The sequence below is a fragment of the Haloarcula sp. NS06 genome (genome assembly GCF_051122755.1).
GTDB lineage: Archaea > Halobacteriota > Halobacteria > Halobacteriales > Haloarculaceae > Haloarcula.
This window is the reverse complement of the sequence record NZ_CP184844.1, coordinates 2732007-2757449: the sequence shown is the minus strand read 5'-3', so window position 1 is coordinate 2757449 and position 25443 is coordinate 2732007. Positions and strand designations below refer to the sequence as shown.

At 62.4% G+C, this 25443-nt stretch carries 23 protein-coding genes and 2 pseudogenes; 11 read left to right on the top strand and 14 right to left on the bottom strand.

Going from position 1 to position 25443, the window contains the following annotated elements; all coding sequences use genetic code 11:
- Window positions 1-9 precede the first annotated feature (9 nt).
- From ACODNH_RS18170 to ACODNH_RS18150, 5 genes are read right to left on the bottom strand one after another with little or no spacing between them, the layout of a single operon-like run.
- Window positions 10-2016: an ArnT family glycosyltransferase gene (locus ACODNH_RS18170; RefSeq protein WP_306706706.1), complete on the bottom strand. Its 2007-nt coding sequence runs from the start codon at window positions 2014-2016 to the stop codon at window positions 10-12.
- The gene (locus ACODNH_RS18165; RefSeq protein WP_434530730.1) at window positions 2013-3143 is read right to left on the bottom strand and encodes an ABC transporter ATP-binding protein; all 1131 of its coding nucleotides are present in this window, start codon (window positions 3141-3143) and stop codon (window positions 2013-2015) included. The genes ACODNH_RS18170 and ACODNH_RS18165 overlap by 4 nt, the downstream gene beginning before the upstream one ends.
- Window positions 3143-4765 (bottom strand): ABC transporter permease, encoded by a 1623-nt coding sequence (locus tag ACODNH_RS18160; protein ID WP_306706702.1) that lies wholly within the window; start codon window positions 4763-4765, stop codon window positions 3143-3145. Before ACODNH_RS18160 ends, ACODNH_RS18165 begins: the two co-directional genes overlap by 1 nt.
- Before the next feature lies 1 nt (window position 4766).
- On the bottom strand, window positions 4767-5942 hold the full coding sequence (locus tag ACODNH_RS18155; RefSeq protein WP_434530729.1) for an extracellular solute-binding protein: 1176 nt from the start codon (window positions 5940-5942) through the stop codon (window positions 4767-4769).
- A gap of 55 nt (window positions 5943-5997) precedes the next feature.
- Window positions 5998-7161, bottom strand: coding sequence for an alpha-1 4-glucan-protein synthase (locus tag ACODNH_RS18150; RefSeq protein WP_434530728.1), 1164 nt, complete (start codon window positions 7159-7161; stop codon window positions 5998-6000).
- A gap of 218 nt (window positions 7162-7379) precedes the next feature.
- On the opposite strand from ACODNH_RS18150, the pseudogene ACODNH_RS18145 reads away from it, so the two are divergent.
- The 3 genes and pseudogenes from ACODNH_RS18145 to ACODNH_RS18135 all read left to right on the top strand — a co-directional run bounded on the left by ACODNH_RS18145 (window position 7380) and on the right by ACODNH_RS18135 (window position 10019).
- Window positions 7380-8124 (top strand): annotated as a pseudogene (locus ACODNH_RS18145) (beta-ketoacyl-ACP reductase).
- A 1-nt stretch (window position 8125) separates the two neighbouring features.
- Window positions 8126-9706, top strand: coding sequence for an acyl-CoA carboxylase subunit beta (locus ACODNH_RS18140; protein WP_434530727.1), 1581 nt, complete (start codon window positions 8126-8128; stop codon window positions 9704-9706).
- 1 nt (window position 9707) lies between these two features.
- Window positions 9708-10019 carry a hypothetical protein gene (locus ACODNH_RS18135; protein WP_434530726.1) on the top strand — a complete coding sequence of 104 codons (312 nt, stop codon included), beginning with the start codon at window positions 9708-9710 and terminating at the stop codon, window positions 10017-10019.
- On the opposite strand, the gene ACODNH_RS18130 is transcribed toward ACODNH_RS18135, so the two are convergent.
- Window positions 10016-10201, bottom strand: coding sequence for a hypothetical protein (locus tag ACODNH_RS18130; RefSeq protein WP_306706690.1), 186 nt, complete (start codon window positions 10199-10201; stop codon window positions 10016-10018). The two genes, ACODNH_RS18135 and ACODNH_RS18130, sit on opposite strands and share 4 nt — an antisense overlap.
- 143 nt (window positions 10202-10344) lie before the next feature.
- On the opposite strand from ACODNH_RS18130, the gene ACODNH_RS18125 reads away from it, so the two are divergent.
- The 4 genes from ACODNH_RS18125 (at window position 10345) to ACODNH_RS18110 (ending at window position 13938) form a co-directional block, all read left to right on the top strand.
- Window positions 10345-11511 carry an ABC transporter substrate-binding protein gene (locus ACODNH_RS18125; RefSeq protein WP_434530725.1) on the top strand — a complete coding sequence of 389 codons (1167 nt, stop codon included), beginning with the start codon at window positions 10345-10347 and terminating at the stop codon, window positions 11509-11511.
- 6 nt (window positions 11512-11517) lie between these two features.
- Window positions 11518-12345, top strand: coding sequence for a DUF7551 domain-containing protein (locus ACODNH_RS18120; RefSeq protein WP_306706686.1), 828 nt, complete (start codon window positions 11518-11520; stop codon window positions 12343-12345).
- A 64-nt stretch (window positions 12346-12409) separates the two neighbouring features.
- Window positions 12410-13561: a thiolase C-terminal domain-containing protein gene (locus ACODNH_RS18115; RefSeq protein WP_434530724.1), complete on the top strand. Its 1152-nt coding sequence runs from the start codon at window positions 12410-12412 to the stop codon at window positions 13559-13561.
- Window positions 13558-13938 (top strand): Zn-ribbon domain-containing OB-fold protein, encoded by a 381-nt coding sequence (locus ACODNH_RS18110; RefSeq protein ID WP_434530723.1) that lies wholly within the window; start codon window positions 13558-13560, stop codon window positions 13936-13938. The genes ACODNH_RS18115 and ACODNH_RS18110 overlap by 4 nt, the downstream gene beginning before the upstream one ends.
- 191 nt (window positions 13939-14129) lie before the next feature.
- Here the strand turns inward: ACODNH_RS18110 and ACODNH_RS18105 are convergent, their stop codons facing one another.
- Together ACODNH_RS18105 and ACODNH_RS18100 are read right to left on the bottom strand one after the other, a co-directional pair.
- Complete coding sequence (locus ACODNH_RS18105; protein WP_434530722.1) at window positions 14130-14609, bottom strand: HTH domain-containing protein; 480 nt, start codon at window positions 14607-14609, stop codon at window positions 14130-14132.
- 78 nt (window positions 14610-14687) lie between these two features.
- The gene (locus ACODNH_RS18100; protein WP_434530721.1) at window positions 14688-15272 is read right to left on the bottom strand and encodes a DUF7547 family protein; all 585 of its coding nucleotides are present in this window, start codon (window positions 15270-15272) and stop codon (window positions 14688-14690) included.
- 147 nt (window positions 15273-15419) lie between these two features.
- Here ACODNH_RS18100 and ACODNH_RS18095 point away from each other — a divergent pair, with 147 nt between their 5' ends.
- Window positions 15420-15569 carry a hypothetical protein gene (locus tag ACODNH_RS18095; protein WP_434530720.1) on the top strand — a complete coding sequence of 50 codons (150 nt, stop codon included), beginning with the start codon at window positions 15420-15422 and terminating at the stop codon, window positions 15567-15569.
- Window positions 15570-15715: 146 nt separating this feature from the next.
- Here ACODNH_RS18095 and dpsA read toward each other — a convergent pair whose 3' ends face one another.
- On the bottom strand, window positions 15716-16249 hold the full coding sequence (dpsA, locus tag ACODNH_RS18090; RefSeq protein ID WP_306706675.1) for a DNA starvation/stationary phase protection protein DpsA: 534 nt from the start codon (window positions 16247-16249) through the stop codon (window positions 15716-15718).
- Window positions 16250-16426: 177 nt separating this feature from the next.
- Window positions 16427-16816 carry a hypothetical protein gene (locus ACODNH_RS18085; protein ID WP_306706673.1) on the bottom strand — a complete coding sequence of 130 codons (390 nt, stop codon included), beginning with the start codon at window positions 16814-16816 and terminating at the stop codon, window positions 16427-16429.
- Window positions 16817-16949: 133 nt separating this feature from the next.
- Between ACODNH_RS18085 and acs the strand changes: the two genes are divergently transcribed.
- Together acs and ACODNH_RS18075 are read left to right on the top strand one after the other, a co-directional pair.
- Window positions 16950-19055, top strand: coding sequence for an acetate--CoA ligase alpha subunit (gene acs, locus ACODNH_RS18080; RefSeq protein ID WP_434530719.1), 2106 nt, complete (start codon window positions 16950-16952; stop codon window positions 19053-19055).
- Window positions 19052-20128, top strand: coding sequence for a phosphotransacetylase family protein (locus ACODNH_RS18075; protein ID WP_434530718.1), 1077 nt, complete (start codon window positions 19052-19054; stop codon window positions 20126-20128). Before acs ends, ACODNH_RS18075 begins: the two co-directional genes overlap by 4 nt.
- Before the next feature lie 198 nt (window positions 20129-20326).
- On the opposite strand, the gene bioD is transcribed toward ACODNH_RS18075, so the two are convergent.
- The 4 genes from bioD to bioB are packed head-to-tail and all read right to left on the bottom strand — an operon-like array spanning window position 20327 to window position 24502.
- Window positions 20327-21061, bottom strand: a complete 735-nt coding sequence (gene bioD, locus ACODNH_RS18070) for a dethiobiotin synthase (protein ID WP_434530717.1) — start codon at window positions 21059-21061, stop codon at window positions 20327-20329.
- On the bottom strand, window positions 21058-22260 hold the full coding sequence (locus ACODNH_RS18065; RefSeq protein WP_434530716.1) for an aminotransferase class I/II-fold pyridoxal phosphate-dependent enzyme: 1203 nt from the start codon (window positions 22258-22260) through the stop codon (window positions 21058-21060). The genes bioD and ACODNH_RS18065 overlap by 4 nt, the downstream gene beginning before the upstream one ends.
- A 17-nt stretch (window positions 22261-22277) precedes the next feature.
- Entirely contained in the window at window positions 22278-23384 is a 1107-nt protein-coding gene (locus tag ACODNH_RS18060) for a transcriptional regulator (RefSeq protein WP_306706663.1), read from the bottom strand.
- Window positions 23385-23386: 2 nt separating this feature from the next.
- Complete coding sequence (gene bioB, locus ACODNH_RS18055; RefSeq protein WP_434530715.1) at window positions 23387-24502, bottom strand: biotin synthase BioB; 1116 nt, start codon at window positions 24500-24502, stop codon at window positions 23387-23389.
- A 105-nt stretch (window positions 24503-24607) separates the two neighbouring features.
- Here bioB and ACODNH_RS18050 point away from each other — a divergent pair.
- Window positions 24608-25424, top strand: a pseudogene (locus ACODNH_RS18050) (cytochrome c oxidase subunit 3).
- Window positions 25425-25443: the final 19 nt, after the last annotated feature.

Below are 25443 nucleotides of genomic sequence, written 5' to 3'. Positions count from 1 at the left end.
CGATGGGTTTCACGTATCTTCGGTTGTGGTGGTTGCGTTCATGCTGATTCCGTCGCGATGCGTGCCCGGGACGTAGGCTGCTTCGCCGCCGCAGCGGCGCTGGTCCTTACACACTTCGAGCCGCGGCGTCAGTGCCCGGACGCTGTCGTCCGCCTGTGCAACCGGGAGTTCCGCCCGGTATTCGAACCCTGCGCCGGTGCCGTAGTCGACGAACATGATGAGCGTGACCGACCCGTCTTCTGGCGTCGGCACGCCGACCTGCTCGTCGATGCCATCGCCGGTGAGCCGCGTCCGGTTCCGATCAGTCGAGAGTTGCAAATCCAGCCTGTCAGCGCCAGTAACCGTCGCGTAGTCGTTCTCACCCTCGCTTGTGAGCCGTATCGAGACCAGCGCAGCCTGCTCTGGAACTGACGCCGATACGTCCGTCCGGACCGTCTGGCCCGCCGCCACAGACACCGGCTGGAGTCGCGGCTCGACGGGCAGCCCCAGATACGGGACCCACTCGCCGCGGAACACGTAGCGGTAATAGTTCCGGTCTGGGTAGGCGTCGACCACGTCGAACTGGCGGTGTTGCATCGCATAGACAGTGTCGCCGTCGAAGCCCGGGTCGTTGCGGACCGACTGGAACGGATGATTGAGCCAGTCGCCGTATGGTGTCGGGAGCAAGACGAGACTGTTGTCGAGGTCCCGCTCCTCGAACGGCTCGTAGGCCTGTTCGAACTGCTGAGTCACTTCATAGTTAGCTGAGACCGGGTCGGCCGCCGTCGTGACGGCCGCGCCGCCGCCTACCGCCGCGCCACAGAGCGCCACCGCGAGCAGGACTGGGCGAACACGGTCGGCGCTGATCCGCTCGGTTACCAACTGCCGCGTCCACCGGGCAACGGCAACGACGCCGACGGCACCGAACGCCGTCAGCGGGACGAGCATATCGACGTGGTAGAACGGCCCCAGAAAGGTTACCAGACCGTCTGTCGGGTCCGAGAGGTCGCCGAGCATGTTTACCGTGCCCCAGAAGTAGCCGTTGCCGAGCGGGACCGTCAGGAGGACGCCGGCCAGCGCCGCCTGTCGGCTGTCTATCCCGCGGCGCACGATGGCCCCGAGCCCGGCGGCAGCCGCTATTGTTCCCAGCGGACCGGCGACGACCCACTGTGTGGCAAGCTTCCAGAGGAGTTCGGCGTTCGCGTCCAGAGACATCGCTGGCGTGAACTCCCGTGAGTAGCCCAGAATCTCACGGTAGCCAAAGCCTGGCCCGTCCTCCGGGGCGAACACCTCGTACGGGAACAGCATGGCAGAGCCGGTAACAGTGCGGTTGTACACGAGCGTCGCGCCGACGCCGGTGAGCCCGCCGACGGCAGTCAGCGACAGGCGCGTGAACCGCGCCGGGTCGCGCGCCCGGAGCGACCACAGCGCGTGGATGATGAACGGCGTCGCAAACAGCACGGCGGTGTAGGGCCGCGCAAAGAAAGCAACGCCAATCGAGAGCCCGGCACAGGCTGCCGTCTTTCGGCTCCCGGTCCGGTCGGCGTGGAGATACGCTGCGGCGAATCCAAGGTTCCAGAGCGCCGCCGGGACATACGAAAGGAACACCGAGGCGTCGATGAGAAAGAGCGGCGACCCGAGCATGAGGACGGTCGCTATCACCCCCGTTCGTGCATCGAACGCCTCGCGGACGGTGTGGTATGTCAGCGCTAGGACCCCAGTCCCAATCAGGCCGAGCGCGACGCGGTACCCGCCGAGTAGCTTCCCGACGGCGAACATCGCCGCCGGAACCGGCGCGTACTTCGGATACAGCCGTCCGCCGTCGGCTACGAAAAACCATGGTCGGAACGCCTCCTCGACTGGCGGGTACATGAACAGTTGCCCCTCCAGCAACATCGCGGCCTGCTGGAGGTAGACACCCTCATCGTGGTTAGTGGTGTGGTGCGGAAAAACGACGTGTGCGAGCGTAAAAACGATGAGCCCACCGAGCAGTGCCACCAGCCCCGCCTGTACCCCCGGCTGGCGCAGTCGCTTCATTCCGTCGGATACCAGGCCAGGTCGTGGTCAGCGGTCAGGTCAACCTCGACGGGTTGGCCCGGTTCGAACGTCTCGACGTGGTTGTGCATGCAGTGGACGACGTCGCCGCTGTGGAGTTCGACCCGATAGACGAACGAAGGGCCGTTGTACTGGCGGTGGACGACGTAGCCATCGGCTTTGGACTCGTTTGTCGGCATCGCCTGCAGGTCATCAGGTCGGACGAGTACGTCGACCATCGCGCCGTTGTACGCCTCGACCGGCCCGTTCAGCAACTCGACATCGAACGAGCCCAGCCCCGTCTCGATGCGGTCGTTGGTCACCCGGGCCGAGAGGAAACTCGCTTGGCCGAGGAAGCTCGCGACGAAGCGACTCTCGGGGTTTTCGAACACCTCTGCTGGGTCGCCGATCTGGGCGATGGTTCCGTCGTTCATGATGGCGACGCGGTCGCTTATCGACAGCGCTTCCTCTTGGTCGTGGGTCACGGAGATGGCGGTGACGCCGGCTCGCTTGAGGATTTTGCGGACCTCCTCGCGCATCTCGACGCGCAGGCGCACGTCCAGATTCGAGAACGGCTCGTCGAGCAGGAGGACATCCGGCTCCGGGGCCAGCGAACGGGCGAGCGCGACGCGTTGTTGCTGGCCGCCGGAAAGCTGGCTCGGCATCTTGTCGTGATGGGCCGAGAGGTCGACCAGTTCGAGCAGTTCGTCGACCCGTTCCGCGACGGCGTCTTCTTCCATCTCGGTCAGGCCGAAAGCGATGTTCTCGGCGACGGTGAGATGCGGGAACAGCGCGTAGTCCTGAAAGACGATACCGACGTTTCGTTCCTCGGGCTTCCGGAACGAGGAACCGTCGGCGATGACTTCATCGGCGATCGATATCTGCCCGTCAGAGGGGCGTTCCAGCCCGGCAACCATCCGGAGCGTTGTCGTCTTCCCGCAGCCGGACGGCCCCAGCAGTGTCAGCAGTTCGCCGTCGTTCACGTCGAGCGAGAGGTTCTCGACGGCGACTTCGTGACCGTAGTCCTTGGAAACATCGTCCAGTTCGAGGACAGTCCGGTTTGGGTTTGCCACCGCTGCGTCCACGTCGTCGAAGTCCGATGTTTGCTGTGTGCGTGTTTGTCGAGACATTAGCTTGTGTCCTCCCGTCGAAGAATGACCAGCATGGAGAGCCCGGAAAGGCCGACGAGCACGAGAGCCGGGACCGCCGCCTGTCCATAGTAGCCGGCACCCTGGACGAGCCAGATGTACGTGACGAAGGTTTCGAAGCCCGTCGGGCGTAACATCAGCGTTGCCGGCAATTCCTTCATGGTCGTCAGGAACACCAGTGCCGCTCCGGCGGCGATACCCGGGGCAACGAGCGGCAAGACGACTTTCCGAAATGCCGAGAGCGGGTGATAGCCCAGCGACCGCGCTGCTTCGATGTAGCTCGGGTCAACTTGGAGAATTGAGGATTCGGTCGCCCCGACAGCCTGCGGAAGGAACCGAATCACGTAGGCGAACACCAGCAGGATGACGCTCTGGTACAGGAAGGGGACGTATCGGAGGCCAAGGTACACCAGCGCCAGGCCAAGCACGACACCGGGGACGGCGTAGCCGACGTACGTAGCCCGCTCGGGAAGCGACGAGACACCTGACGTGCCGCGTGCGGAGAGATACGCTATCGGGAGCGCCGCCACGACACAAATAGCGGCCGCGGCGGCAGCGAGACCGACTGAGTTCCAGGCGTAAGACGCTTCGAACGCGAAGCCACCGCCGCTGTATCCCGTGCCGGAGCGCAGGAGCCACTGGAGCAGGATACCGATGGGCAACACCAGACACAGTGACGCAATAGCACCGCAAAACAGCAGTGCTGGGGCTTTCCAGTAGCCGAGCCTGATGAGTCCGGGCCGGTGCGAGCCGCTGCTGACGTAAGCACCGTCCCGCCCGGCGCTGAGGCGGGACTCAACCGCGAGGATGCCAATCGCCATCACGAGCAATAACATCGAGAGCACGGAGGCGTAGTCAAGCCGGCGAGCACCGAACTCGTTGTAGATCATCCGAGTGAACACGTCGTACTGCATAATCGCTGGTGTCCCGAAGTCGGAAAGCGCATACAGCGCCACCAGCAGCGCGCCAGCGGCGATTCCTGGTGCGATCTGAGGCAACGTGACGCGGCGGAACGCCTCCCAGCGGGTGTGGTTCAGTGTCCGGGCAGCCTCAACGACGGTTCCGTCGAACGACAGCAGCGACGCGCGCGTAGTCAAAAACACGTACGGGTACGTAAACAGCGTCAGCACAAGTATCGCGCCGTGTAGGCCGTATATCGTCGGAATTTGCTCGATTCCGAGCGGCGAGAGCAGGTCGGCGAGGACGCCACGGGGGCCAAACGCCGAGACGAACGCGAAGGCCCCGATGTAACTCGGGACGACCAACGGTAGCGCGGACGTAATCGTCCAGAACCGCTTGAACGGCAGATCCGTCTGGGCGGTGAGAATCGCCAGCGGAACGCCGATGAGAATCGATGCGACAGTGACGCCAGTCACCAGCGCCAGTGTGTTCAGCGTCACCGAGACGGTCGTATCGCTCGTCAACAGTTCGACCGCACGTGCGAACTCAATTTCGCCCGCCCGGAGAAACACCCACACCAGCGGCGCCAGTAACAGCAGCGAGATTGCCAGTGAGACCACTGCGAGCAGCGTGTGCGGCGACGAGTCTCGTTCCGATGTCGTCGCCTGCTCCCGAAGCCGCTCGTACCGGTCTTTTGTGCCCATATTAGAGGACGCCAGCGTCTCGCAATAAGTCAACGGTTCCGGCCACGTCAGCCAGTTCGGTCAGGTTGATCTCTGGCGGATTCAGTTCGTCGATGCGCGGCAGGTCACCAACCGGTGCGACACCCGGAATCATCGGATACGCGAACGTCCGGGTGGCGAAGAACTCCTGTGCCTCCGCCGAGAGGACGTGCCGGACGAAGCTCGACGCCAGGTCCGCGTTGTCGGTTCCGTTGATGATTTCGAGACCCGAGACGTTGACGAGTGCGCCAGCGTCGCCCTCGGTGAACGCGAGGCCGATCGGCGAGCTTTCGCGCGCAGACTGGACCCGAAGCGTGTAGTAGTGGTTGGCGAAGCCGGCGGCCAGTTCCCCGTCAGCACAGGAATTAGAGACGCGGAACTCGTCATCGTAGGTGCTGATACCATGGTCCTGCATCGCCTGAAGCCACGACATCGTCTCGTCGTCACCACGAATGAGTCGCATCGCGGTGATGAACGACTGGAACGCGCCGTAGCTCGGCGCCCAGCCCATGCTGTTTTCGAGGGCGGCCGCCTCGGGGAACTCCTGCACCGACGACGGAATATCGGAGTCGGAAATCTGGTTCGTGTTGTACGGAATTGCTCGGGCTCGACCAGCGATGCCCACCCAGCGACCCTCGCTGTCTTGGTACGCGTCGGGGACTGTCGAAAGCGACTCTTCGGGGAGGCTCGTAGTCGCGCCAGCGTTTGCCACCGCACCGAGCGAGCCGGCATCGACGGACATGAACACGTCGGCAGGACTTGCGCCAGCATCGTTCTCCTCGATAATCCTGTTTGCGAGATCGCTGGAGGGTTGCCGCCTGTGGTTCGCCGTGAAATCCGGATAGCGTTGTTCGAGCAGCTTAATGAGGTCGAGGTAGAGTCCGCCCTCGCCGCCACCGAGATATAGCGTCAGTTCGCCGCTGAGGTCCGGCAGGTCCTCAATCGAAGTCCCGCCGGGTGCCTCCCGCTGCGCGACCAGTGGGCCGGAGCCACGGAAGTCCGACAGGGAAATCTGCCCGGCGGCGGTTCCGGCCTCACCATCACTTTCGCTGTCGCCCCCACCAAGAATGGAGGAACAACCGGCAAGCGCTGTCGCGGCAGTCGCGCCACCGAGAGCAAGGAAGCGCCGTCGAGACTGCGTCGCGTTACGTCCAGTCATATCGCTAGAATCACTCATTGTTTGATTTAGGGTTGCCTAAACAACTTAGGCCTTTCTAGTCGTCGGCGGTTGCGGGGACCTGTTCCGTCGCGGCGGCGTCCAGTTCGTCGAGACATTCCAGCCAGTCGAGCATGAACTCGCCGCAGTAGTTAAGGAAGGCACCGTTTTCCCAGTCGCTGAAATCGCCGTCGGCCATCGCCGTGGCGATCGCGTCGAACACCTCGGCGTAGGAGTCGGCGTCCGCACCGGCTTCGTCGACGATCTCCCAGACGTGCTCGTTGAGTTCGAGCCCGTGGACCTCGTTGGTCAGGTCCGAGAACGTCGAACGGGGCGCTTTGTTGTGCTCACACAGCGGGTCGCCGTTGTAGATCTGTTTGCCCAGCACGTCACAGGCCCGCTTGAGGAACACGCCCGACCAGATGTCGTCGAAACGGCCGACATCCCATTCGTTGTCGTCCATCGGGAGCTGGTAGAACGCCGGGATGACTTCACGGCGGAACGCAAGGTTCATTGAGCAGACGGTGAGGTACTGCTCCTCTGCAGCGACAAAGTCATCGCCGAAGTCCGCCCCGCTAGTACGGGTCTGGGCCTGTCCCTGCAGGTCGCCGTCCATCAGAATGCGAACCGCATCGAGGTCCGGCACGTTCGTCCAGAGGCCCTGCGAGGCGACCACGTCGTCGACGCGGGTCTGCTCGGTCGACACCGTCTCGTCCATCGCGGCGTAGGGGTAGCCACGCGGGTAGAGGCCGTGCTCGTCCTCGTTCTGGTAGAGGACGTTGACCCACTGTTCGTCGGAGCTGACTGTCTCAATCTCGCCCTCAAAGGCCAGATTCGACATGTGGGTGCCAAAGAAGTCCGCGTCCTCGTGTGGCAGCGTGTCGTCGTCGATGAACACACCGTACTCGTAGTCGTTGGCCCACATGTAGAGGAGGCCAAACGATGTCTGGGCGTGACTCGCTTCAGGAATGAGGTGTGAGTACTCACTCGCGCCGTGGGTCTCGAACCACGCCTCGCGTCCGGTCCCGTCGTAGACGGCCCCGTCGACGCCCTCCTCGTCGAGCATCTGTTCCATCGCGTCAGTGTCACAGAAGTCCTCCGTGATGAGCACGACGAACAGTCGGTCCAGATCAAACCCGTGGTCTCGGGCGTTCTGGAAGTACGACCGCATACATTCGTGGTTTCGAATCGTCGGCACCATCACGCAGATGTCGGGTGTCATGTACTGACCCTACCTCTTTAGGCTATCCTAAAAGATTTGGCGTTCTCACTTTGCTTCCCTCGTGAGTCTGTTTTCTAACTGTCATTTATTCTGTAACCGGCATATCATTATATTCCAAATCTGGCGTTTAATGTTGTATTAGGAGAACTATTATTTGGCTGTGCTTTGCCAGATTAGGTGATGAGCGTACGAAGCAACAGGGCTCCTGTCAACCACAAATGAACCTGGATAATCAAACCTGTGTCGTCACTGGGTCCTCACGCGGGATCGGTCGCGGAATCGCCAAAGACCTCGGTGCTCACGGGGCCAACGTCGTCGTCAACTACCGTTCCTCGAAGGCGGAAGCCCGTGCCGTCGTCGAGGATATCCGCGACAGCGGCGGCACCGCTATCGCGGCGCAGGCCGACGTGGCGAAACTCGATGAAGTCCGGGCGATGCGTGAGAAGGTGGCCGACGAGTTCGGTTCCGCGGACGTGCTCGTCAACAACGCTGGTATCACCATCGACAAAAAGTTCGAGAATATGACCCGCGACGACTGGGAGACGGTGATCGATGTCAACCTCGGCGGCGTGTTCAACGGGACGAAGGCTTTCTATGATGATATTCGTGATGCCGATCACGGCCGACTGATAAACATCTCCAGCGTCGTCGGCCAGCAGGGCAACATCGGGCAGGCCAACTATGCGACGACGAAATCCGGGTTGTTCGGCTTTACGCGGACGCTTGCGCTCGAACTAGCGACACACGGGCTCGACCGCGAACTGCGTCGCGCCGGGCTTTGTCAAGACCGATATGCTAGAGGAGGTGCCCGAACGCGTTCAGGAGAAGATTTTGCGGGAGATTCCGCTCGACCGGTTCGCACGCGTCGAAGATATCGCCGGCATCGTGAGATTCGTCGCCAGCGAGGATTCGAGCTACATGACAGGACAGGTACTTGGTGTTAACGGCGGGATGGAGTGGTAGGATGAGTCAACAGGAAGAACCAGACGACGAGACCACCCCCGACGACGCGGTCGAGGAACTGCGACAGAAACGGGCCGAGGCAGAACTCGGCGGCGGTGAGGCTCGTATCGAATCCCAGCACGAGAAGGGGAAGATGACTGCCCGCGAACGTATCGATTTCCTCGTCGACGACGGGACGTTCAACGAGGTCGATCCGTTCGTCGAGCACCGGTCAACGAACTTCGGCATGGAGGAGAAGCGCTTCGCCGGCGACGCAGTTGTCACCGGCTACGGTGAGGTCGACGGCCGGAAGGTGTTCCTGTTCGCCCACGACTTCACCGTACTCGGGGGCTCGGTCGGCGAGGTCGTCGCTGACAAGATCTGTAAGGTGATGGACCGGGCTATCGAGAACGGCGTCCCGGTCATCGGACTCAACGACTCCGGCGGCGCACGCATTCAGGAAGGCGTCGACTCGCTGGTCGGCTTCGCCAAGATATTCGAGCGCAACACCAAGGCCAGCGGGCTCATCCCCCAGATATCCGCGATCATGGGCCCATGCGCGGGCGGGGCCACCTACAGCCCGGCGCTGACCGATTTCACGTTCATGGTGCAGGACACCAGCCACATGTTCATCACCGGGCCGGACGTCATCGAGACGGTGACCGGCGAGCAGGTGTCGAAGGAGGAACTCGGCGGTGCGGGCTCACACTCCACCAAATCCGGTGTTGCCCACTTTTCATACCCGTCGGAGGAGGAAGCGCTCGAAAACATCCGCCGGCTCCTGTCGTACCTCCCGGCGAACAACATGGAGGACCCGCCGCGGGTCAAGCCGTGGGACGACCCCGACCGAGAAATTCCCGGTGTGACCGACATCGTCCCATCAGCACCGCGCAAGCCCTACGACATGACGAAGGTCATCGACGCTATCGTCGACGAAGGTTCCTTCTTCGAGGTCCACGGGAACTGGGCGCGCAACGTCGTCGTGGGATTCTCGCGGATGGACGGCCAGTCGGTCGGCGTCGTCGCTAACCAACCACGCGTGAGCGCGGGAACGCTGGACATTGACGCGGCGGAGAAAGCGGCTCGGTTCGTTCGCTTCTGTGACTCGTTCAATATCCCCATCCTCACGCTCGTCGACGTGCCCGGATTTATGCCCGGTACGGACCAGGAGCACAACGGTATCATCCGGCGGGGCGCGAAGCTCATCTACGCCTACGCCGAGGCGACGGTCCCGCTGTTATCGGTCGTCGTCCGGAAGGCCTACGGCGGTGCGTACATCGTCATGTCCTCGAAATTCCTGGGTAGCGACGTGAATTACGCTTGGCCGGGGTCGGAGATGGCAGTGCTTGGTCCGCGGGGGGCCGTCAACATTCTCTACCGGAACGAGATCGCGGACGCCGACGACCCGGACGCCAAGCGTCAGGAGCTGATGGACGAGTTCCGCGACGAGTTCGCCAATCCGTACGGGCCGGCGAAACGAGGCTACCTCGACGACGTTATCGAACCGAAAGAGACGCGCAAGCGCCTCATTCAGGACCTGGACCTCCTGCAGCGCAAGCGCGAGGATACGCCGCCGAAAGACCACGGCAACATCCCACTGTAACATGGCGACTCGCGATACACCACAATCGGACATGGAGACGGCGCTGCCTACTGATAGCGCAGACCCGGATGACCTGTCGCTGTCGATACCGGCGGACGCATCACAGGCAGAAGCAGCGGCTATCACCGCTGCGATCAGCGCACACCTGACTGACCGCCAGCGGGCCGCTAAAGCGTCATCACAGCGTTCGACTGTCGAATACGTTGACGAGTGGACGCTCGCTGGACGGCTGGCGAGCGTGGGCAAGCGCCGCCCTCCGAACAACGTTAAGCGCGGCGAGGAATGGAAGGCGGCGGCGCGAGCGCGGTACTAAGATTCGGTAAACTCCTGCAGTACTTCCAGATCGCGGGTGGTCCGCATGAACTCCGACAGCGATCGCTCGGCCCCACAGTCGTCACACGCAAACTGTGTCTCCGGGGTCGGGAGGTCGGACACTTGCTCTTCCCAGGCGACTGAACACGCCGGACATTGTAACTGGAGCCAGGCTTCCTGCATATTTCGTGTGTGGTTAGCACGCACGGATATACTTTGTGTGGATTCTCACTGTCGGGGGCTGTGGCGCTGTTTGGCGATTCAGGGTAGTTTCGGCCTGCCTAAATATGGGAAGATTTAAATGAATTAGGCAAGCCTAAAAAGACATGAACCGACGAGAGTATATTGTTGCGGCCGGTGCCGGATTGGCGGGTACCGTCGCCGGCTGTTCGGGTCAGTCCGAGGCCGGAAGCGGTAGTAGCGACGGAACTGATGAGTCGACGGCGTCCGGGACGACGGCTGCGGAGTCGACTCAAACAGAGAGCACTGAATCGGCGGCTTCAAGCTACGCAGTCTCGATGGAGCCAGTCGGCGAGGTCACCTTCGAGTCAGCCCCGAAGGTCTGGGTCGCAAACAACGGCAGCTGGGCAGACATGGGGATTGCGCTCGGCCTCGATGCACCGGAGGGAGTCTGGCTGCCGTCGCGATATCACACTCAGTACTACGACGAGATACCGGGCATCAGCGTCGACGGGAACTCGATTCAGAAGCTGTGGGGTGACAGCGGCGTCGGGAAGGAACAGTTCTACGAAATCGATGCCGACATCCACGTCATGGACCCGAACTTCCTCCAGAGCCGCGGGTCTTGGGAGCAGTCGGATATCGACGAAATCGAGTCCCAGATCGCCCCCTTCTTCGGGAACAGTATCTTCTCGACGGGCTACAAGTGGCACGACTACACCTACTACACGCTATACGAAGCCTTCGAAAAGCTCTCACAGGCGTTCCAGCGAACCGACCGGTTCGATGCGTTCCAGTCTCTTCACGAGGAGTTCCAGACGAGTCTGGACGACATCATTCCGGACTCGAAGTCCGACCGGCCGGAAGTGGCTATCATGTGGGCCGGGAGTGACGAGCCGACGAGTTTCTCCCCGTACCTCATTGAGGACGGGACCAGTTTCAAACAGTGGCGGGACCTGCGCGTGCGCGATGCGTTCGCGAAAACCGATGTCAGGGACTTCCACGCCGACCGCAGCAAGGTCGACTTCGAGACCCTGCTGGACATCGATCCTGAGTACCTCCTCCTGCGGGGGCAGGAGAATAAGACGCGCTCGGAGTTCGAAGACACGGTCGTCAGTTTCCTCGAATCGGACCAGACCGGGAGTGAACTGACGGCAGTACAGAATGGGAACGTGTACCGCGGCGGGCCACTGTACCAGGGACCGATAACGAATCTGGTCCTCACGGAACGGGCCGCGTCGCAGGTGTACGACGTGGACCGGGAGCTGTTCGACCGCCAGCGCGTCGCCGATATCGTCGCTGGGGATCTGTAGGGAACCATGGTCGGACGAACGCTCGCGGACATCCGTGACAGGCTCTCGGACCTCAGCGTGGCTGTCGGTCCGTATCGTGTCGTCAGCGCCAGGACGGGCACGCCGCCGTTCCCAGTGTCGGGGATGCAGTTTCCGGACCGCGAAACAGCCGCCGAAGCGGCCAGTGTCGCGACTGCCTACCGAAGCGCCCTCCGTCGCTACGACCCACGTGTCACCGTTCACGGCCTCATCGTTTGTGAAGCGCCGTGGGGGACCGACGCCGTCAGGACTGCTCCGTCGTCGCTCCCGGAGTACTGTCACACGGTCGCCGGGTCGCTGTTCGAGGTGTTGTCGGGCCGTCATCGCTCCGTCGAACAGGCAGTTATCGACAGCTATCTCGAAGCGGCCGAGGAGACCGAGAACCGCGAGCGACTCTGTCTGGCGATGCTCGAAAGCATGGCCACGGCGCTCGCAGAACACCTCGACCCGGAACTACAGGCGGATACCCTCCGAGAAGCCGCCGGGCAATTGCCGCGAAAGCCAAGCGGACCCGAGCCGGTCCGGGACGCTGTCGTCGACCTCGAAACAGCGGGGGTAGTCGACGAGGCAGCAATCGAACCCGCGGCCACCGGTCCCGGCCGTTGTTCCAAATATATCACATTACAGAACTATCGTCCGACGCTGTCGGACCTTCGCTGTCCGGTATTGCCGATTGCTGTCGAGCTACTGCGCCGGACGAGTATCACGCCACAGATGGCCCAAGCGGAGCGAACTGCGGACGGCTGGCGGTTGCTCGTCTCACTAGCCGGTGACCAACCCGCCGAGGGGTTGTCGGTCGTCACGACGACTGCGTGAACATTCCACTCGTTCTATAGGTCAGACCGTAATACATACACGAGACCCCTGTGACGGCACAGGTATGGGAGTCGCAGTAATCGGCGCGTCAATGACGAAGTTCGGGCAACGCGACGCCTGGATCCGTGAGTTGCTCTCGCAGGCGGGCGAAGAGTGTCTCACGGACGCCGGCGTCACGCCTGACGACGTAGAGCACTTGTACGTCTCGAACATGGCCAGCGGTGAGTTCGAGGGGCAGACGGGAATCATGAACCTGTTAGCCCACGATCTGGGGGTGCTTCCGGCCTACAGCGAACGGGTCGACCAGACCTCGTCCTCGGGCGGGGCCGGCATCTACGAAGCTTGGCAGTCAGTCGCCAGCGGGGCCAGCGACATGACGCTGCTGGTTGGCGGGGAGAAGATGACTCACAAGACGACGGGCCAGGCGACAGACATCATCGCCTCCATAACCCACCCCGACGAGTACAAACACGGCGTGACGCTCCCGTCCTTTGCCGGGATGACCGCCCGGCATTATCTGGAGCGCTTTGACGCCCCTCGGGAGTCACTCGCCCGGGTCGCAGTCAAGAACCACAGAAACGGCGTGGATAACCCCAAGGCGCAGTTCCAGAAGGAAATCACGATGGAAAAAGCGCTTGAGTCGCCCATCATTGCGGACCCGCTGCGGCTGTATGACTTCTGCCCGATTACGGACGGCAGCGCCGCGCTCATGTTCACGACGGAGGAACGGGCCAAAGAGATCACCGACGAGTACGCACTCGTCTCCGGTATCGGTGGGGCGACTGATACCCACGTTGTCCACGAGCGCGACGACCCGACAATCATGGGCGGGGTCGTCGAGTCGAGCAAACAGGCCTACGAGATGGCCGGTCTCAGCCCCGACGACCTCGACGTGGCCGAACTGCACGATATGTTCACCATTCTGGAGTTCCTCCAGTTGGAGGGCATCGGCGTCGCCGACCAGGGAACGGCCTGGGAGATGGCGATGGACGGCGCGACGGCCAAGGACGGCGAGTTGCCAATCAACACCTCCGGCGGGCTCAAATCGAAGGGCCATCCGCTGGGGGCAAGCGGTGTCGCGCAGGGCGTCGAAATCTACGAACAACTCGTCGGCGAGGCCGGGCCGCGACAGGTCGAGGCCGACACTGCACTGGCGTGTAACGTCGGCGGGTTCGGGAACTGTGTCATCACCACCATCATGGAGGCCGCAGAATGACGCTGGAAGCAGGTATGTGTTCGAACGGTCACGTCTCGTACCCCACGCATCCGCTGTGTCCTGAGTGTGGCGAGCCACAGGAAGAGAGCTTGGACCTCTCGGACCGGACCGGCGAAGTCGTCACCTGGACCCATTCGACAGCGACGCCGCCGGGCGTTCGCGAGCCCAACACGCTGGCTATCGTGGAGTTCGACGTAACTGATGTCTCCGGTACGAGCGACGAGTTCGTCCGCGCGCTCGGGCAGGTGACTACGGACGAGGTCGAAACCGGTGACACGGTCGAACCCGTCTACACCGAGGAACTCCGTGACCCAGACGCGGGTATCAAAGTCCCCGAGAGCCAGGACTGGGACGGCTACCGCTGGGATCCGGTCTGACCAGCTCTCTACATACTGTCGGATAATACGACTCTCTTTTGCCGGCGATACTGTCCCCTGCGCTTCGATAGTGTTGCTGACGAGGGCAGAGAGCAGTGTCTCACTCGAGAAGATGAGGAGAGTCGCGCCGCTGAGCAGACCGTAGCCGACACCGCCGGAGACGGCATAGAAGCCGAACAGGGCACGCCGACCTATACGGTCGAGACGGGTGTCGAATACGTCTCTGGGAGGGTCCCTGTCTCGGCCAGTTCTGTAATGCACTCTTCAACGGACTCCGTTCGGCCCGCGTCGGCAAAGGGGGCTACCTGTACGAGATCGCCGTCCTCGTAGACCGCGAGGCAGACGGCTGGCATGACGAGTTCCCGGCGTTTCTCGCCCGTCGTCGAACTATAACAGAGCCGGGTGTCGAAAAACGGCGCGAGACAGACGCCGGACTCGCGGGCCCAGTCCGCGAACTCGTTATACAGGTCCCGCTCGGTCCCGTTACCGGGGCCCTGCAGCGGAACGCGTTTCTCCCATTCGACCGTTTCGATGTCATCGAGTCCGCCACGGCACACCAGCTCCTGTAGCTCACGTTCGATAGCGGTGCAACGTTTCCGTGATGGCGCGGGGAGGTCAGATCGGACGAACAGGGTCGCCCGACGACCGCCCGGAGCGGTAGAGCTGGACATCGGTATCCATACCTGCACCTCTACGATAATAAATCATTATGTTTTATATAGTATATTTATCACACCGCACTATACCCCTTACTCCTCGTCGTTTCCGTCTCCGTTTTCGGTCCCGGTGTCATCCTGACCGGGGCCTTCGATATCGTCCTTTATCGATCGTAGTTCGGCGTCTACGTCCACGGGAACGTCAGTAACTTGCTCAGGGTCGACCGCCTCACCTCCGTCAGACTCATCGGCTAACCTGTCTCGGATCTGGTTGCGTAATTGTTGAGCTTCCTGAATGAGCTCGCGTGCTTCCTCATCTTCTGACGTCCCTTCCACAGCCTGTTGGAGGTCCGTCAGCGCACCATCAAGACGAGAGAGGGTGGCCCGGCTCAGATCACTTGCGCGTTGTCGCACTTCATCCGAGGCAGAACCTGTCGATGTCGGCCGCCCCTCGGCCATCCGAAGGGCTCGCCGGAGAAGCTTCAGCGCCTCGATGTTGCTCTTCAACACGAGAATGACTGCAGGGATAGTCACATCGCTGGTGAATCGGAGGAGTTCACCCGGTGTCGGCGGCCGCGGGAGACCGCTATCGGTCGTTGGCTCGACCTCCGTCTCTAGCTCCTGTAGCGTCGTAACGAGGTCCGTAACCAAGGCGGTAAGATCGTCGTCCGAACTCATACCTCTCTTTTGTCGCCTCGGATACTAAAGGCCGCGCCGTGTCGGCGATCAGCTTCGGGCCGTCTTTGTTTTCGGTGCAGGGGCTGTATCCACAGTTGATTAGGCCAACCAAAATCCTTTTAGCTTTAGGGGTGCCTAACTCAGGTAATGCCATCACAGACGGACGATGTCGAGACCTCCGAGGACCGCCCGGACGTTGCAGCACTTGACAGCGGTGCTGATAGAACCGTGTTTACCGAAGACGGGAACCGAGACGGCTGGATTTCGACCGACATCACTGTTGACCTTCGACGATAGTTCGTTCATCCCTCCGCATCGCGTTTCTCTTTCCTTCGAGTCTTGGACTGCGTTCTACCGGAATAGTTCACGCCACGCTACACAGTCTGAGCTATGTGGCGACTATCCGGCGGAAGAAACTGAGAGAGAAAGCCTTGTGCCGAGAGTTAGTCGAGGACGAGCGTGTCGTCTTCGAGGTAGTGTTCGATGTGGTGGGCGTCTTCCTCAGTTTGCACAATGATTTCCCGGAGGATCTGCGCCGTGGCGTGGTCACCGAGGTTCTCCGCAAGGTCGATGTGATCACGCAGCGACTCGATGATGTCGCCGTACATCTCGAGGTCGTTTTCGAGCGACGTCCGGATGTCGTACACATCCTGTCCTTCCGGCTCAACCGACGCGTGCTCTTCCTGTGCCTTGCCGCCGGCGATAGGTGTGCCACCGAGGGCCTGTGCCCGCTCTGCGAGTTCGTCGGCTGCTTCTTCGGCGTTTCCAGCAGCATCGCCGAGGAATAGGTGGAGGTCACGGAACTCGGCGCCCTCGACGTTCCAGTGGTGCTTCTTGACCTGATGGTACAGCGTGTACGTGTCCGCCAAGTCCTGATTCAGCGCGTTGATTACCTGCTCGGACTTCTCCTTGTCGAGGCGGAGTTCGTTCTCTTCGACATTCCCGAACTCACGTCGGACGTGCTCTTGTGTTGCCATAGTCATCTTATTGTACTGGTGGAAGCCACTTAAAGATTGTTTTGTGAAAATATGTTTTCGGGAACCCAAAAATTATGTTCTCAGATGGAATGGCTGGTTACCTGAACTGAAATATTGTCCGATGATCACAACCGCCGCTTTAGCCCGGACTCTGTACCTGAGATGAAAAGGAACACCCTACTGCGACGACGGTCGGGAAACAACGAGCGCGACGACACTTTCGTCGATAGCGCTGCTTTCAACCGCTGTTTCACGGAGGACCTGTTCCTGATGTACTGCGACGACCGCGGCGAGCAAGTAGTCGTCGAGCCCGAGATGCGTGCCGTACTCTTCCCAGACGTTCTCTCTGACGGCCATGAAGAACGTCTCGGGCGTACGGTGTAGCACCGCGTCATCGAACCGCTTTCGCCACTCGTAAACAAGGTCTTCGACGCCCGGAGTCTCACGCATCGTTCGCTGATGGTCGGCGAGCGCGGATCGCAATTGCTCTTCATCGACGCTGTTTGTCCCCGCGACCCCACGGACCACCTCGTCGTCAAACGGTGCTAGGAGTGTTGCGTCAGTCATCGGACGCCGCTACGGGGGTGATGAACAAAAGCACCGTCACACCGAAATCGCGGTAATGAATCGTCTAGATTCCCGCTCACTGGGAGTTCCCCACATCTATATTCCGGCCCCACTGTAATCACTGAGTAGAGGCATGGGACGATTATCGACGTTGTTTGCGCCGGAACGTGTCGCAGTGGTCGGGGCGACCGATTCGGAGGGATCCGTCGGTCACGCGGTCACCACGAACCTGCTCGATTCGTTTGCAGGGGAGGTCGTGGCCGTGAACCCGAACAAAGAGACAGTACTTGGATTGCCGTGTTATAACAACCTCGACGGCCTGGAAGATCCCGGGTCGGTCGACGTTGCCGTCGTCGTCGTACCGCCGACGGTGGCGGTCGAGGTCATCGAGAACGCCGGGGAAGCGGGTATCGAAAACGTCGTCGTCATCACCGCTGGCTTCGGTGAGACTGGCAGTGATGGGGCCGAACGTGAAAAGCGGCTCCGGGAAGCGGCCAGTGAATACGACCTGAATCTGGTCGGCCCGAACAGCCTCGGTGTGATGTCGACGCCCGTTGGGCTCAACGCTACCTTCGGGAATCTGATGGCCAGCGACGGCGACATCTCATTTATGAGCCAGTCGGGCGCGTTCATCACCGCCGTCCTGGACTGGGCCGCCGAGCGCGATGTCGGCTTCAAGGACATCGTCTCGCTCGGGAACAAGGCAGTACTCGACGAGAGCGACTTCGTCGCCGAATGGGGTGACGACCCCGATACTGACGTCATTCTGGGCTATCTTGAGGACATCAACGACGGATCCTCGTTCGTGCAGACGGCCCGTGAGGTGACACAGGATACGCCGATTGTGCTTGTCAAGTCCGGCCGCACGGACGCGGGTGCGAGCGCAGCCGCCTCCCACACCGGTGCGATGGCCGGCTCAGAGCGGGCCTACGAGGCCGGCCTCGACAAGGCCGGGACGCTCCGTGTCGAGTCCGTGCAGGAACTGTTCGACTACGCGCAGATTCTCGCCGGCCAGCCGCTCCCGGACGGGGACGAGATCGCTATCGTGACGAACGCCGGCGGTCCCGGCGTGATGACGACCGACGCTGTCGGCGACTCGGACCTGCAACTCGCGCAGTTCGGTGACGAGACGTTCTCCCGGCTCCGTGAGGAGATGCCCGACGAGGCAAACATCTACAACCCGGTCGACATCATCGGGGACGCTCCCGCGGAGCGCTTCGAGACAGCGCTTGAAACAGTACTGGCAGACGACAACGTCTCGATGGCCGTCGTCGTCGCCTGTCCGACGGCAGTGCTTTCCTTCGAGGAACTCTCGGAACGCATCGTCGAACAGCAGGAGCGGTTCGAGAAACCAGTCGCAGCGACGCTGATGGGCGGGAAGTCGGTCGACGCCGGTGCGAACGTCCTGAGCGAAGCGGGCGTGCCAAACTACTTCGACCCGGCCCGCGCGGTCGGCAGTCTGGGCGCGCTCAAGCGCTACCGAGAGATCAGAGCGATGGAGTACGAGGAGCCAGCGACCTTCGACGTGGACCGCGAGCGGGCCCGAGAAATACTCGAATCCGGCGCCCGGCGTGGGTCGAACCGGCTCGGCGTGGAAGCGATGGAACTGCTTGACGCGTACGGGATTCCGACACCACAGGGTGATGTCGTTTCTTCGCCCGTCGAAGCGGAGGCTATCGCCGAGGAAATCGGCGACGACGTGGTGATGAAAATCGTCAGTCCGGACATCCTGCACAAGTCCGACATCGGCGGTGTCGAGGTCGGCGTTCCCGTCGAGGAGGTCCGTGACACATACGAAGACCTCGTCGTCAGGGCGCGTAACTACCAGGAGGACGCGACGATTCTCGGCGTTCAGGTACAGGAGATGGTCGACCTCGACAACGGCGTCGAGACGATTCTCGGAATGAACCGCGACCCGCAGTTCGGACCGTTGCTGTTGTTCGGCCTCGGCGGTATTTTTGTCGAGGTACTCGAAGACAACACTGTCAGTGTCGCTCCCGTCAGCGAGACCGAGGCGAAAGGAATGCTCGACGACATCGACTCCGCGCCGCTGTTGCGCGGTGCCAGGGGCCGCGACCCCGTCGACGAGGCCACTCTCGTCGAGACAATCCAGCGGCTCTCGCAACTCGTCACTGACTTCCCCTCAATCGTCGAACTGGACATCAACCCCCTCGTCGCGACACCAGACGGGGTACAGGCGGTCGACCTGCGACTCACCCTCGACCAGGAGAAACTATGACCGACACGAACACGCTACTCGTTACATCGCTTGAGGAAGGTATCGGCAAGACGGCTATCACGCTCGCGCTCGCGACGCGTGCTCACGACGCGGGCTACGATGTCGGCTACATGAAGCCCAAGGGGACGCGCCTGCGGAGTGCGGTCGGCAAGACACGGGACGAGGACCCGATGCTCGCCCGCGAGCTACTCGACCTGGAGACCGACCTCCACGACATGGAGCCCATCGTCTACTCGCCGACGTTCATTCAGGAAGCCATCCGCGGGCGTGAGGACCCGGATGACCTCCGTGAGCGACTCCAAGAGGGTATCGAAACGTGTTCGGACGGAACCGATATGCTCCTCGTCGAGGGGAGCAGCGACCTGGCGACTGGCAGTATCGTCGACCTCACAGACATCGATATCGCGGAGTTGCTTGACGCCCGCGTACTGTTAGTCACCGGCTACGACACGCCCAGTGACACGGACGAAATTCTGTCTGCGGCCGAAGCGATCGGTGATCGACTCGATGGGGTTCTGTTCAACGGCGTCACCGATGCGACAGTAGACGAACTCGCCGATGACGTGGTCCCGTTCCTCGAAGGTGAAGGCATTCCAGTCCACGGCATTCTGCCGCGTGACCGCTCGCTCGCCGGCGTCACGGTTGCCGACCTCGCCCGGAACCTCGGCGCGGACATCCTCACTGGTGATGCCAACACCGATGTCCACGTCGAGCGGTTCAGCGTCGGCGCGATGAGCGGGAGCAGCGCGCTTGAGCGCTTCCGGCGGACACGCGATGCTGTTGTCGTCACCGGTGGCGACCGGTCAGAGGTCCAGACTGCGGCCCTCGAAGCGTCTGGTATCAACGCGTTACTCCTCACTGGTGGGTTCCAGCCTGCCAGTGCGGTCATCGGGCAGGCGGCCGAGAAAAACGTTCCAGTACTGTCAGTTCAGTCGGACACGCGGACGACGATAGACAGAGTCGAGGAGGTGCTTCGAACCGGACAGACCCGGAATGAGGCAACGGTCGACCGTATGCGGACGCTACTCGACGACGGTGTCGACGTCGGGTCACTGCTGTCAATCGACCTCTAGCACCGTCGTTTCGGCTGGGCGGTAGCCCGTTCCTAACGGAGCACGGGCCCGGGCTACGGGGAAATCTCCAGATGAAACGTGCCTTACTATTTTAGTGATCGGTAGTCAAATATCAGATGGAGCCTTACCGGCTCCGTAGTGTCACACGACGGGGGTTTGCCCCCGTTCTATCCCCTTTGCTCGGCCACGTATCGGCGGTTACTGATCGATAGCCGGCCGCAGCACCGACTGCGGAAGATGCGCTCTGAGTCCGTCAATTACGCTAGCAGATGAATCTATCTCAAGCGGTGACATCGGCCAGACAGTGCACCCGGCCATCCGTTCGATAACGCCCGGATTCGTGCGCTCAGCGGTCGTCGCGCCTTCGTACTCGTTGAGAACGACACCGACGACCGGCACACCTCTCCGGCGGAGTGCCTGAACCGTCAGCGCCGTGTGATTGAGTGTTCCAAGCCCCGAACGCGCGACGACCAGCGCCGGAAGCCCGACATCCGCAACAAGGTCGATGACCTCTCGGTCGTCCGCGAGCGGGACACGCAGGCCGCCGATACCTTCGACGACAGCCGTCTCGCTTCCTGCCACGACATCGGTGACACCGTCGCGGATCGACTCGTAGGAAAGCGTGACATCGCTGTCTGCTTCCCGTGCGGCCACTTCCGGTGCCAGCGGTGGCGATAACCGCTGCAGACAGACTGCGGCGTCTGCCGTGCCACAGACGGACTCGACAAACGCCGCGTCGTCGTCCGGCGGGTATCCGGTCTGGCAGGGCTTGACGGCCACAGCCTCGCTCCCTGTCTCCCGTAGCCAGCCCGTCAGCCCGGCGGTCACGACTGTCTTGCCGACGCCAGTGTCAGTCCCGACGATGAAGACACCGTCCTCAGCGATGTGGCCGGTCCCGCCCTCGGGTCTCGAATCGTCGCCTGTCTCGCTCACAGCACGCCCACCTCTGTGCCGGCAGTCCGGAAGGCATCAAGACACTGCGCGATGTCGTCGGCGGTGTGTGTCGCCATCGGTGCAACCCGGATGCGGGACGTTCCCTCCGGCACCGTCGGCGGTCGAATCGCGGGCGCGACGATACCGTGGTCGCGCAGGCGGTCGCCCAGTTCGAGGGCGTCACCACGGTCACCGACGATGACCGGGAGGATATGTGTCTCGCCAAGCACCTCGTAGCCCATTGTCTCCAGCCCGTCCCGAAGCGTTGCCACGGTGTCCCAGAGTTCCGTTGTCCGTTCGGTCTCACGAGCGATTCGCAGCGCCTCGCGGGCCGCCGCGGCGTTTGGTGGGGAGAGTCCGGTCGAGAAGATGAACGACCGCGCGGCGTTCAGCAGGTACTCGATAAGCACCTCGTCGCCGGCGATGTAGCCGCCTTGGCTCGCCAGTGCCTTCGACAGGGTGCCTAACTGCACATCGACACGGTCGCTCAGCCCCTCGCGCTGGACGACGCCACCGCCGCTGTCACTGAACAACCCCGTCGCGTGTGCTTCGTCGACCATCAACCACGCGCCGTACTCATCGGCGGCGTCACAGATAGCCGACAGGGGCGCGATGTCTCCGTCCATCGAGAACACCGAATCGGTGACCACGAGCCACTGTTCGTCCTCATCGACATCGGCTGCTCGCGTGGCCAGTTTCGCTCGCAAGTCGTCCGGGTCACAGTGGTCGTAGACGACTGTCTCGCTGGCCCCGACGCGACAGCCGTCGATAATCGAGGCGTGGTTCAGCTCGTCCGAAAAGACGACATCCGGGGCCAGCGCGTCGATGGTCCCGATGTTGGCCGCGTAGCCCGACGAGAACGCCAAGGCTCGCTCGGTCCCTTTCGAGGCCGCGAGGTCACGCTCCAGCCTGCGGTGGACCTTCGTGTCGCCGGTAACCAATCGCGAGGCCCCTGCGCCGGTCCCGACCGTCCGTGCCCCCAGTTCGGCCGCTCGCTGGACCCGGCTGTCGTCGGCCAGTCCGAGATAGTTGTTCGAGGCGAAGACGGCGGCTTCGTCGCCGAACTCCGGTGGTTCACCCTTCGGGTCATCGGCGAATCGAGTCCGTGCCGAGACGGATTCAGCGACTTCCAGATGGCGGCGGAGGTTCTGTGCGTCGCGCTGTTCGAGTCGGTCGTTCAAATCGAAGCCGTGAGTCATGGAAGAATCAGGCGGTCTCAGAAGCCAGGCATCAGGTCAGCGGGGCCGAACACGCCGTAGTGGCCGGCGCGGTTGTTCCGGACGCCGGCTTTCAGGTAGCCAAGCGCCGGGCCGTTGACGTTGGCCTCCATGCTGGTCACGTCGTCCAGTTCGAAGGTGTTCGTGCCGGTCTCCCCGTCGAATGTCGTGCCCGTCACGCTGACCGTCGTCGTCGTCGGTTTCTCGTCCGAGCGCACGTCGAGGACGCCGCCGACGTGAACGTCCTCGGCATCGCAGATGCCCGCACGCTCCAGTAGTACGTCGTCGGCATGCTCCATGTCGTGGAATTCCAGCACACCGTCGTGCTCGTCGATGAGGGCCTCGATCTCCTCCTCGCTCATCTCTCGGGCCGTCTCGATGTCGTAGCCGTCGAGATGAGCGATGTCCTCCCGGACCGTCCCGCGGTTGTCTTCGTAGCCGGATTTGAGGCCGACGCCCCACCAGATATCGACTTCCTCGACCTCGACGAATGACTGGGCGGCCAGGGCCGCTGCACCGGTCAGGAACCCGGGGGTCGCGCCGGCACCGCAAACGAACGTGATGCCAGACTCTTTCAGCAGGTCCTCGCGGTCATCGAGCATGCCGATGACACGGGAGCGCTTGAGCACGTCGATCATGACGCCCTCGTAGTCGGCCTCGGCGAAGCGCTCGGCCACGCGCGGGATGAAGTCGTGTTCGAGATTCGGTAGCGCCAGCAGGACAGCGTCGATGGCATCGCTCTCGGCGATGATGTCGTCGATGGGCGTTTCCGTCGGCTCGCCCTGCGAACTGGCGACGATGCCGGCCTCCTCACCGTGCTGTTTGACGCCGCCGCCTCCGCCCTCGACCGCAGCTGCACCGCCGTCCGAGGCGTAGTCGTCCGTGGGGGTTGCGGGCGTCGTTCCGGACGCGTCCTCGGGCCCGCTTGCAATATTGCCCTCCGTCGCCTCCAGCAGTTCGTCTACGTCGAGGCCACTGTGGTCGATAGCCACGCCGTTGCGGTCACAGGCCGCGACGGCGGTGAGGCCGTCCTTGTGCTGTGAGACTTCGAGCGTCCGCCGTCCGATACCACCGGTTCCAAGCACTGCAAAGCGTATGTCGTCCATTGTCAGTCGTCGGATTTGAGCTCTGATTTGGTCTGTGCTGTCCCTGCTGCCGTCTCGGTCTCCGTCTCGTCAGCCGCGCGTTCTTTGACCGCCTCGGGGTCGAACTCGTTTGCGTCGGTGTTCGGTTCGAGCCCGGCCTCTTCCATGATTTCGAGGTCGTCGGCCGCCGTCTGTCCCTCCGTAGTGAGATAATCACCGGTGAGGATGCCGTCCGCGCCGGCCTCCAGTGCGGCCACCTGTCCGTCCGTGTCGAGGTTGACCTCGCGCCCGCCGGTCAGGCGCACGCGGGACTCTGGATGGAGCAGGCGGTACACCGCGATGGTCTTGACGACCTCCTCGGTCGTGATGTCAGGCAGCCCCTGTTCGGCCATGGGGGTGCCAGCGACCGGATTCAGGATGTTCACCGGAAGCGAGGAGATGCCGATGTCCTGCAGGGCCATCGCCGCGTCGACCCTGTCAGTCGGCGATTCGCCCATCCCGAGGATGACGCCGGCACAGAGGTCCATGCCGGCGTCCTTGGCGACCCGGAGCGTCTCGACCCGCTTCTCGAAGGTATGGGTCTGGACGACCTCCGGGAAGTATCGGGGTGAGGTTTCGATGTTGTGATTGTAGTGGTTGAGTCCCTCGTCGGCCAGAATCGCGGCCTCCTCCTCCGTGAGGATGCCGAGACTGGCGTCGACCTCCACGTCCGTCTCGTCGCGGACGAGACGGATGGCTTCGAGTACCTCCGCCCACTCCTCGGGTCGATTCTCCTTCGAGACGCCTTTCTCGGCGACGACGATACCGAACCGCTGTGCGCCGTCACGCTCGGCGCGTTTTGCGGCCTCCAGTATCTTCTCCGGGCCGAGAAAGCCGTAGTTGTCGATGCCGGTGTCGAAGTGAACCGACTGGGCACAGAAGCCACAGTCTTCCGCGCAGTTCCCGGCTTTGGCGTTTACGATCGAACACGCGTCGACGGTTTCATCACCCAGTTGCGTGCGCACGTAGTCGGCCCCGGCCGCCAGGTCGTCGACCGGCTGTGCGATGAGAGCCAGTCCGTCCCGTCGGTTGAGGCGCTCGCCGTCTAACACGCGTGCGACGGCGTCGTCTACCGTTTGGTTGCCCGTCTCGTAAACCACACTCTCGGTGTCGGTTGACGGTGTAATAAAAATTCGGGTGGGATCCGCAGCCGTCGTACGGATTGCGGGGGTATCGTTTTACCGGACCCACTGCTACGTGTTCACATGGCTGGTTCGACGGAGACGGGAACCGAACACGCCGCTGAAGACGGCCACGAACACCGAAGTCGATGGCCCCTGATAGCTGCAATCGGCGCCGCGTCGCTGTATCTGGGCGTTGGGCTGGTATTTGTCGGGCTCGACCTAGTCCCGTCCGTGGTCCCGATTGTCCTCGGCGGCGCTGGTGCGATCGGCTTGCTGGCCGGACTCGCCGGGTGGGCAAACGAGGCGTTCATCACCGATTACCTACAGAACCGCGTGGACGGCGGTTCCGACTTGTATGCGACGACGATGATTCTGTTTCTCGTTTCCGACGTGGCGACGTTTTCCGCCGGTTTCGTCTACTATACCTTCATCCGGGCCGGGTCGTGGCCGCCGGCCCACCTCCCGCCGTTGCTCGGCTCGCTCGTGGCCATCAACACGGTATTACTGCTCACTAGCGAGTCTGACGCTTCATTACGGGCACGAGGCGCTCGAAGGCGGGAACCGGCGGCGGTTCCTCGGCCTGCTCGGGGTGACGCTCGCGCTTGGCGTCGTCTTCCTCGCCGGACAGGTGTACGAGTACTACGAGTTCGTTGCCGTGGAGGGGTTCGGTATCGGCTCGGGTGCGTTCGGGAGCGCGTTCTACGGCCTGACTGGCCTCCACGGCCTGCACGTCGCACTCGGCGTCCTGCTGCTCGCTATCGCGTTCGGTCGCGCGCTTCGGGGCCATTACACGCCCGAGCGGGACACGGCTATCCGGACCACGTCGCTGTACTGGCACTTCGTCGACCTCGTGTGGGTGTTCCTCGTCGTCGTCCTGTACGTCGGCGCTGCCCTCTGACCCCACGGGGAGCGCACGA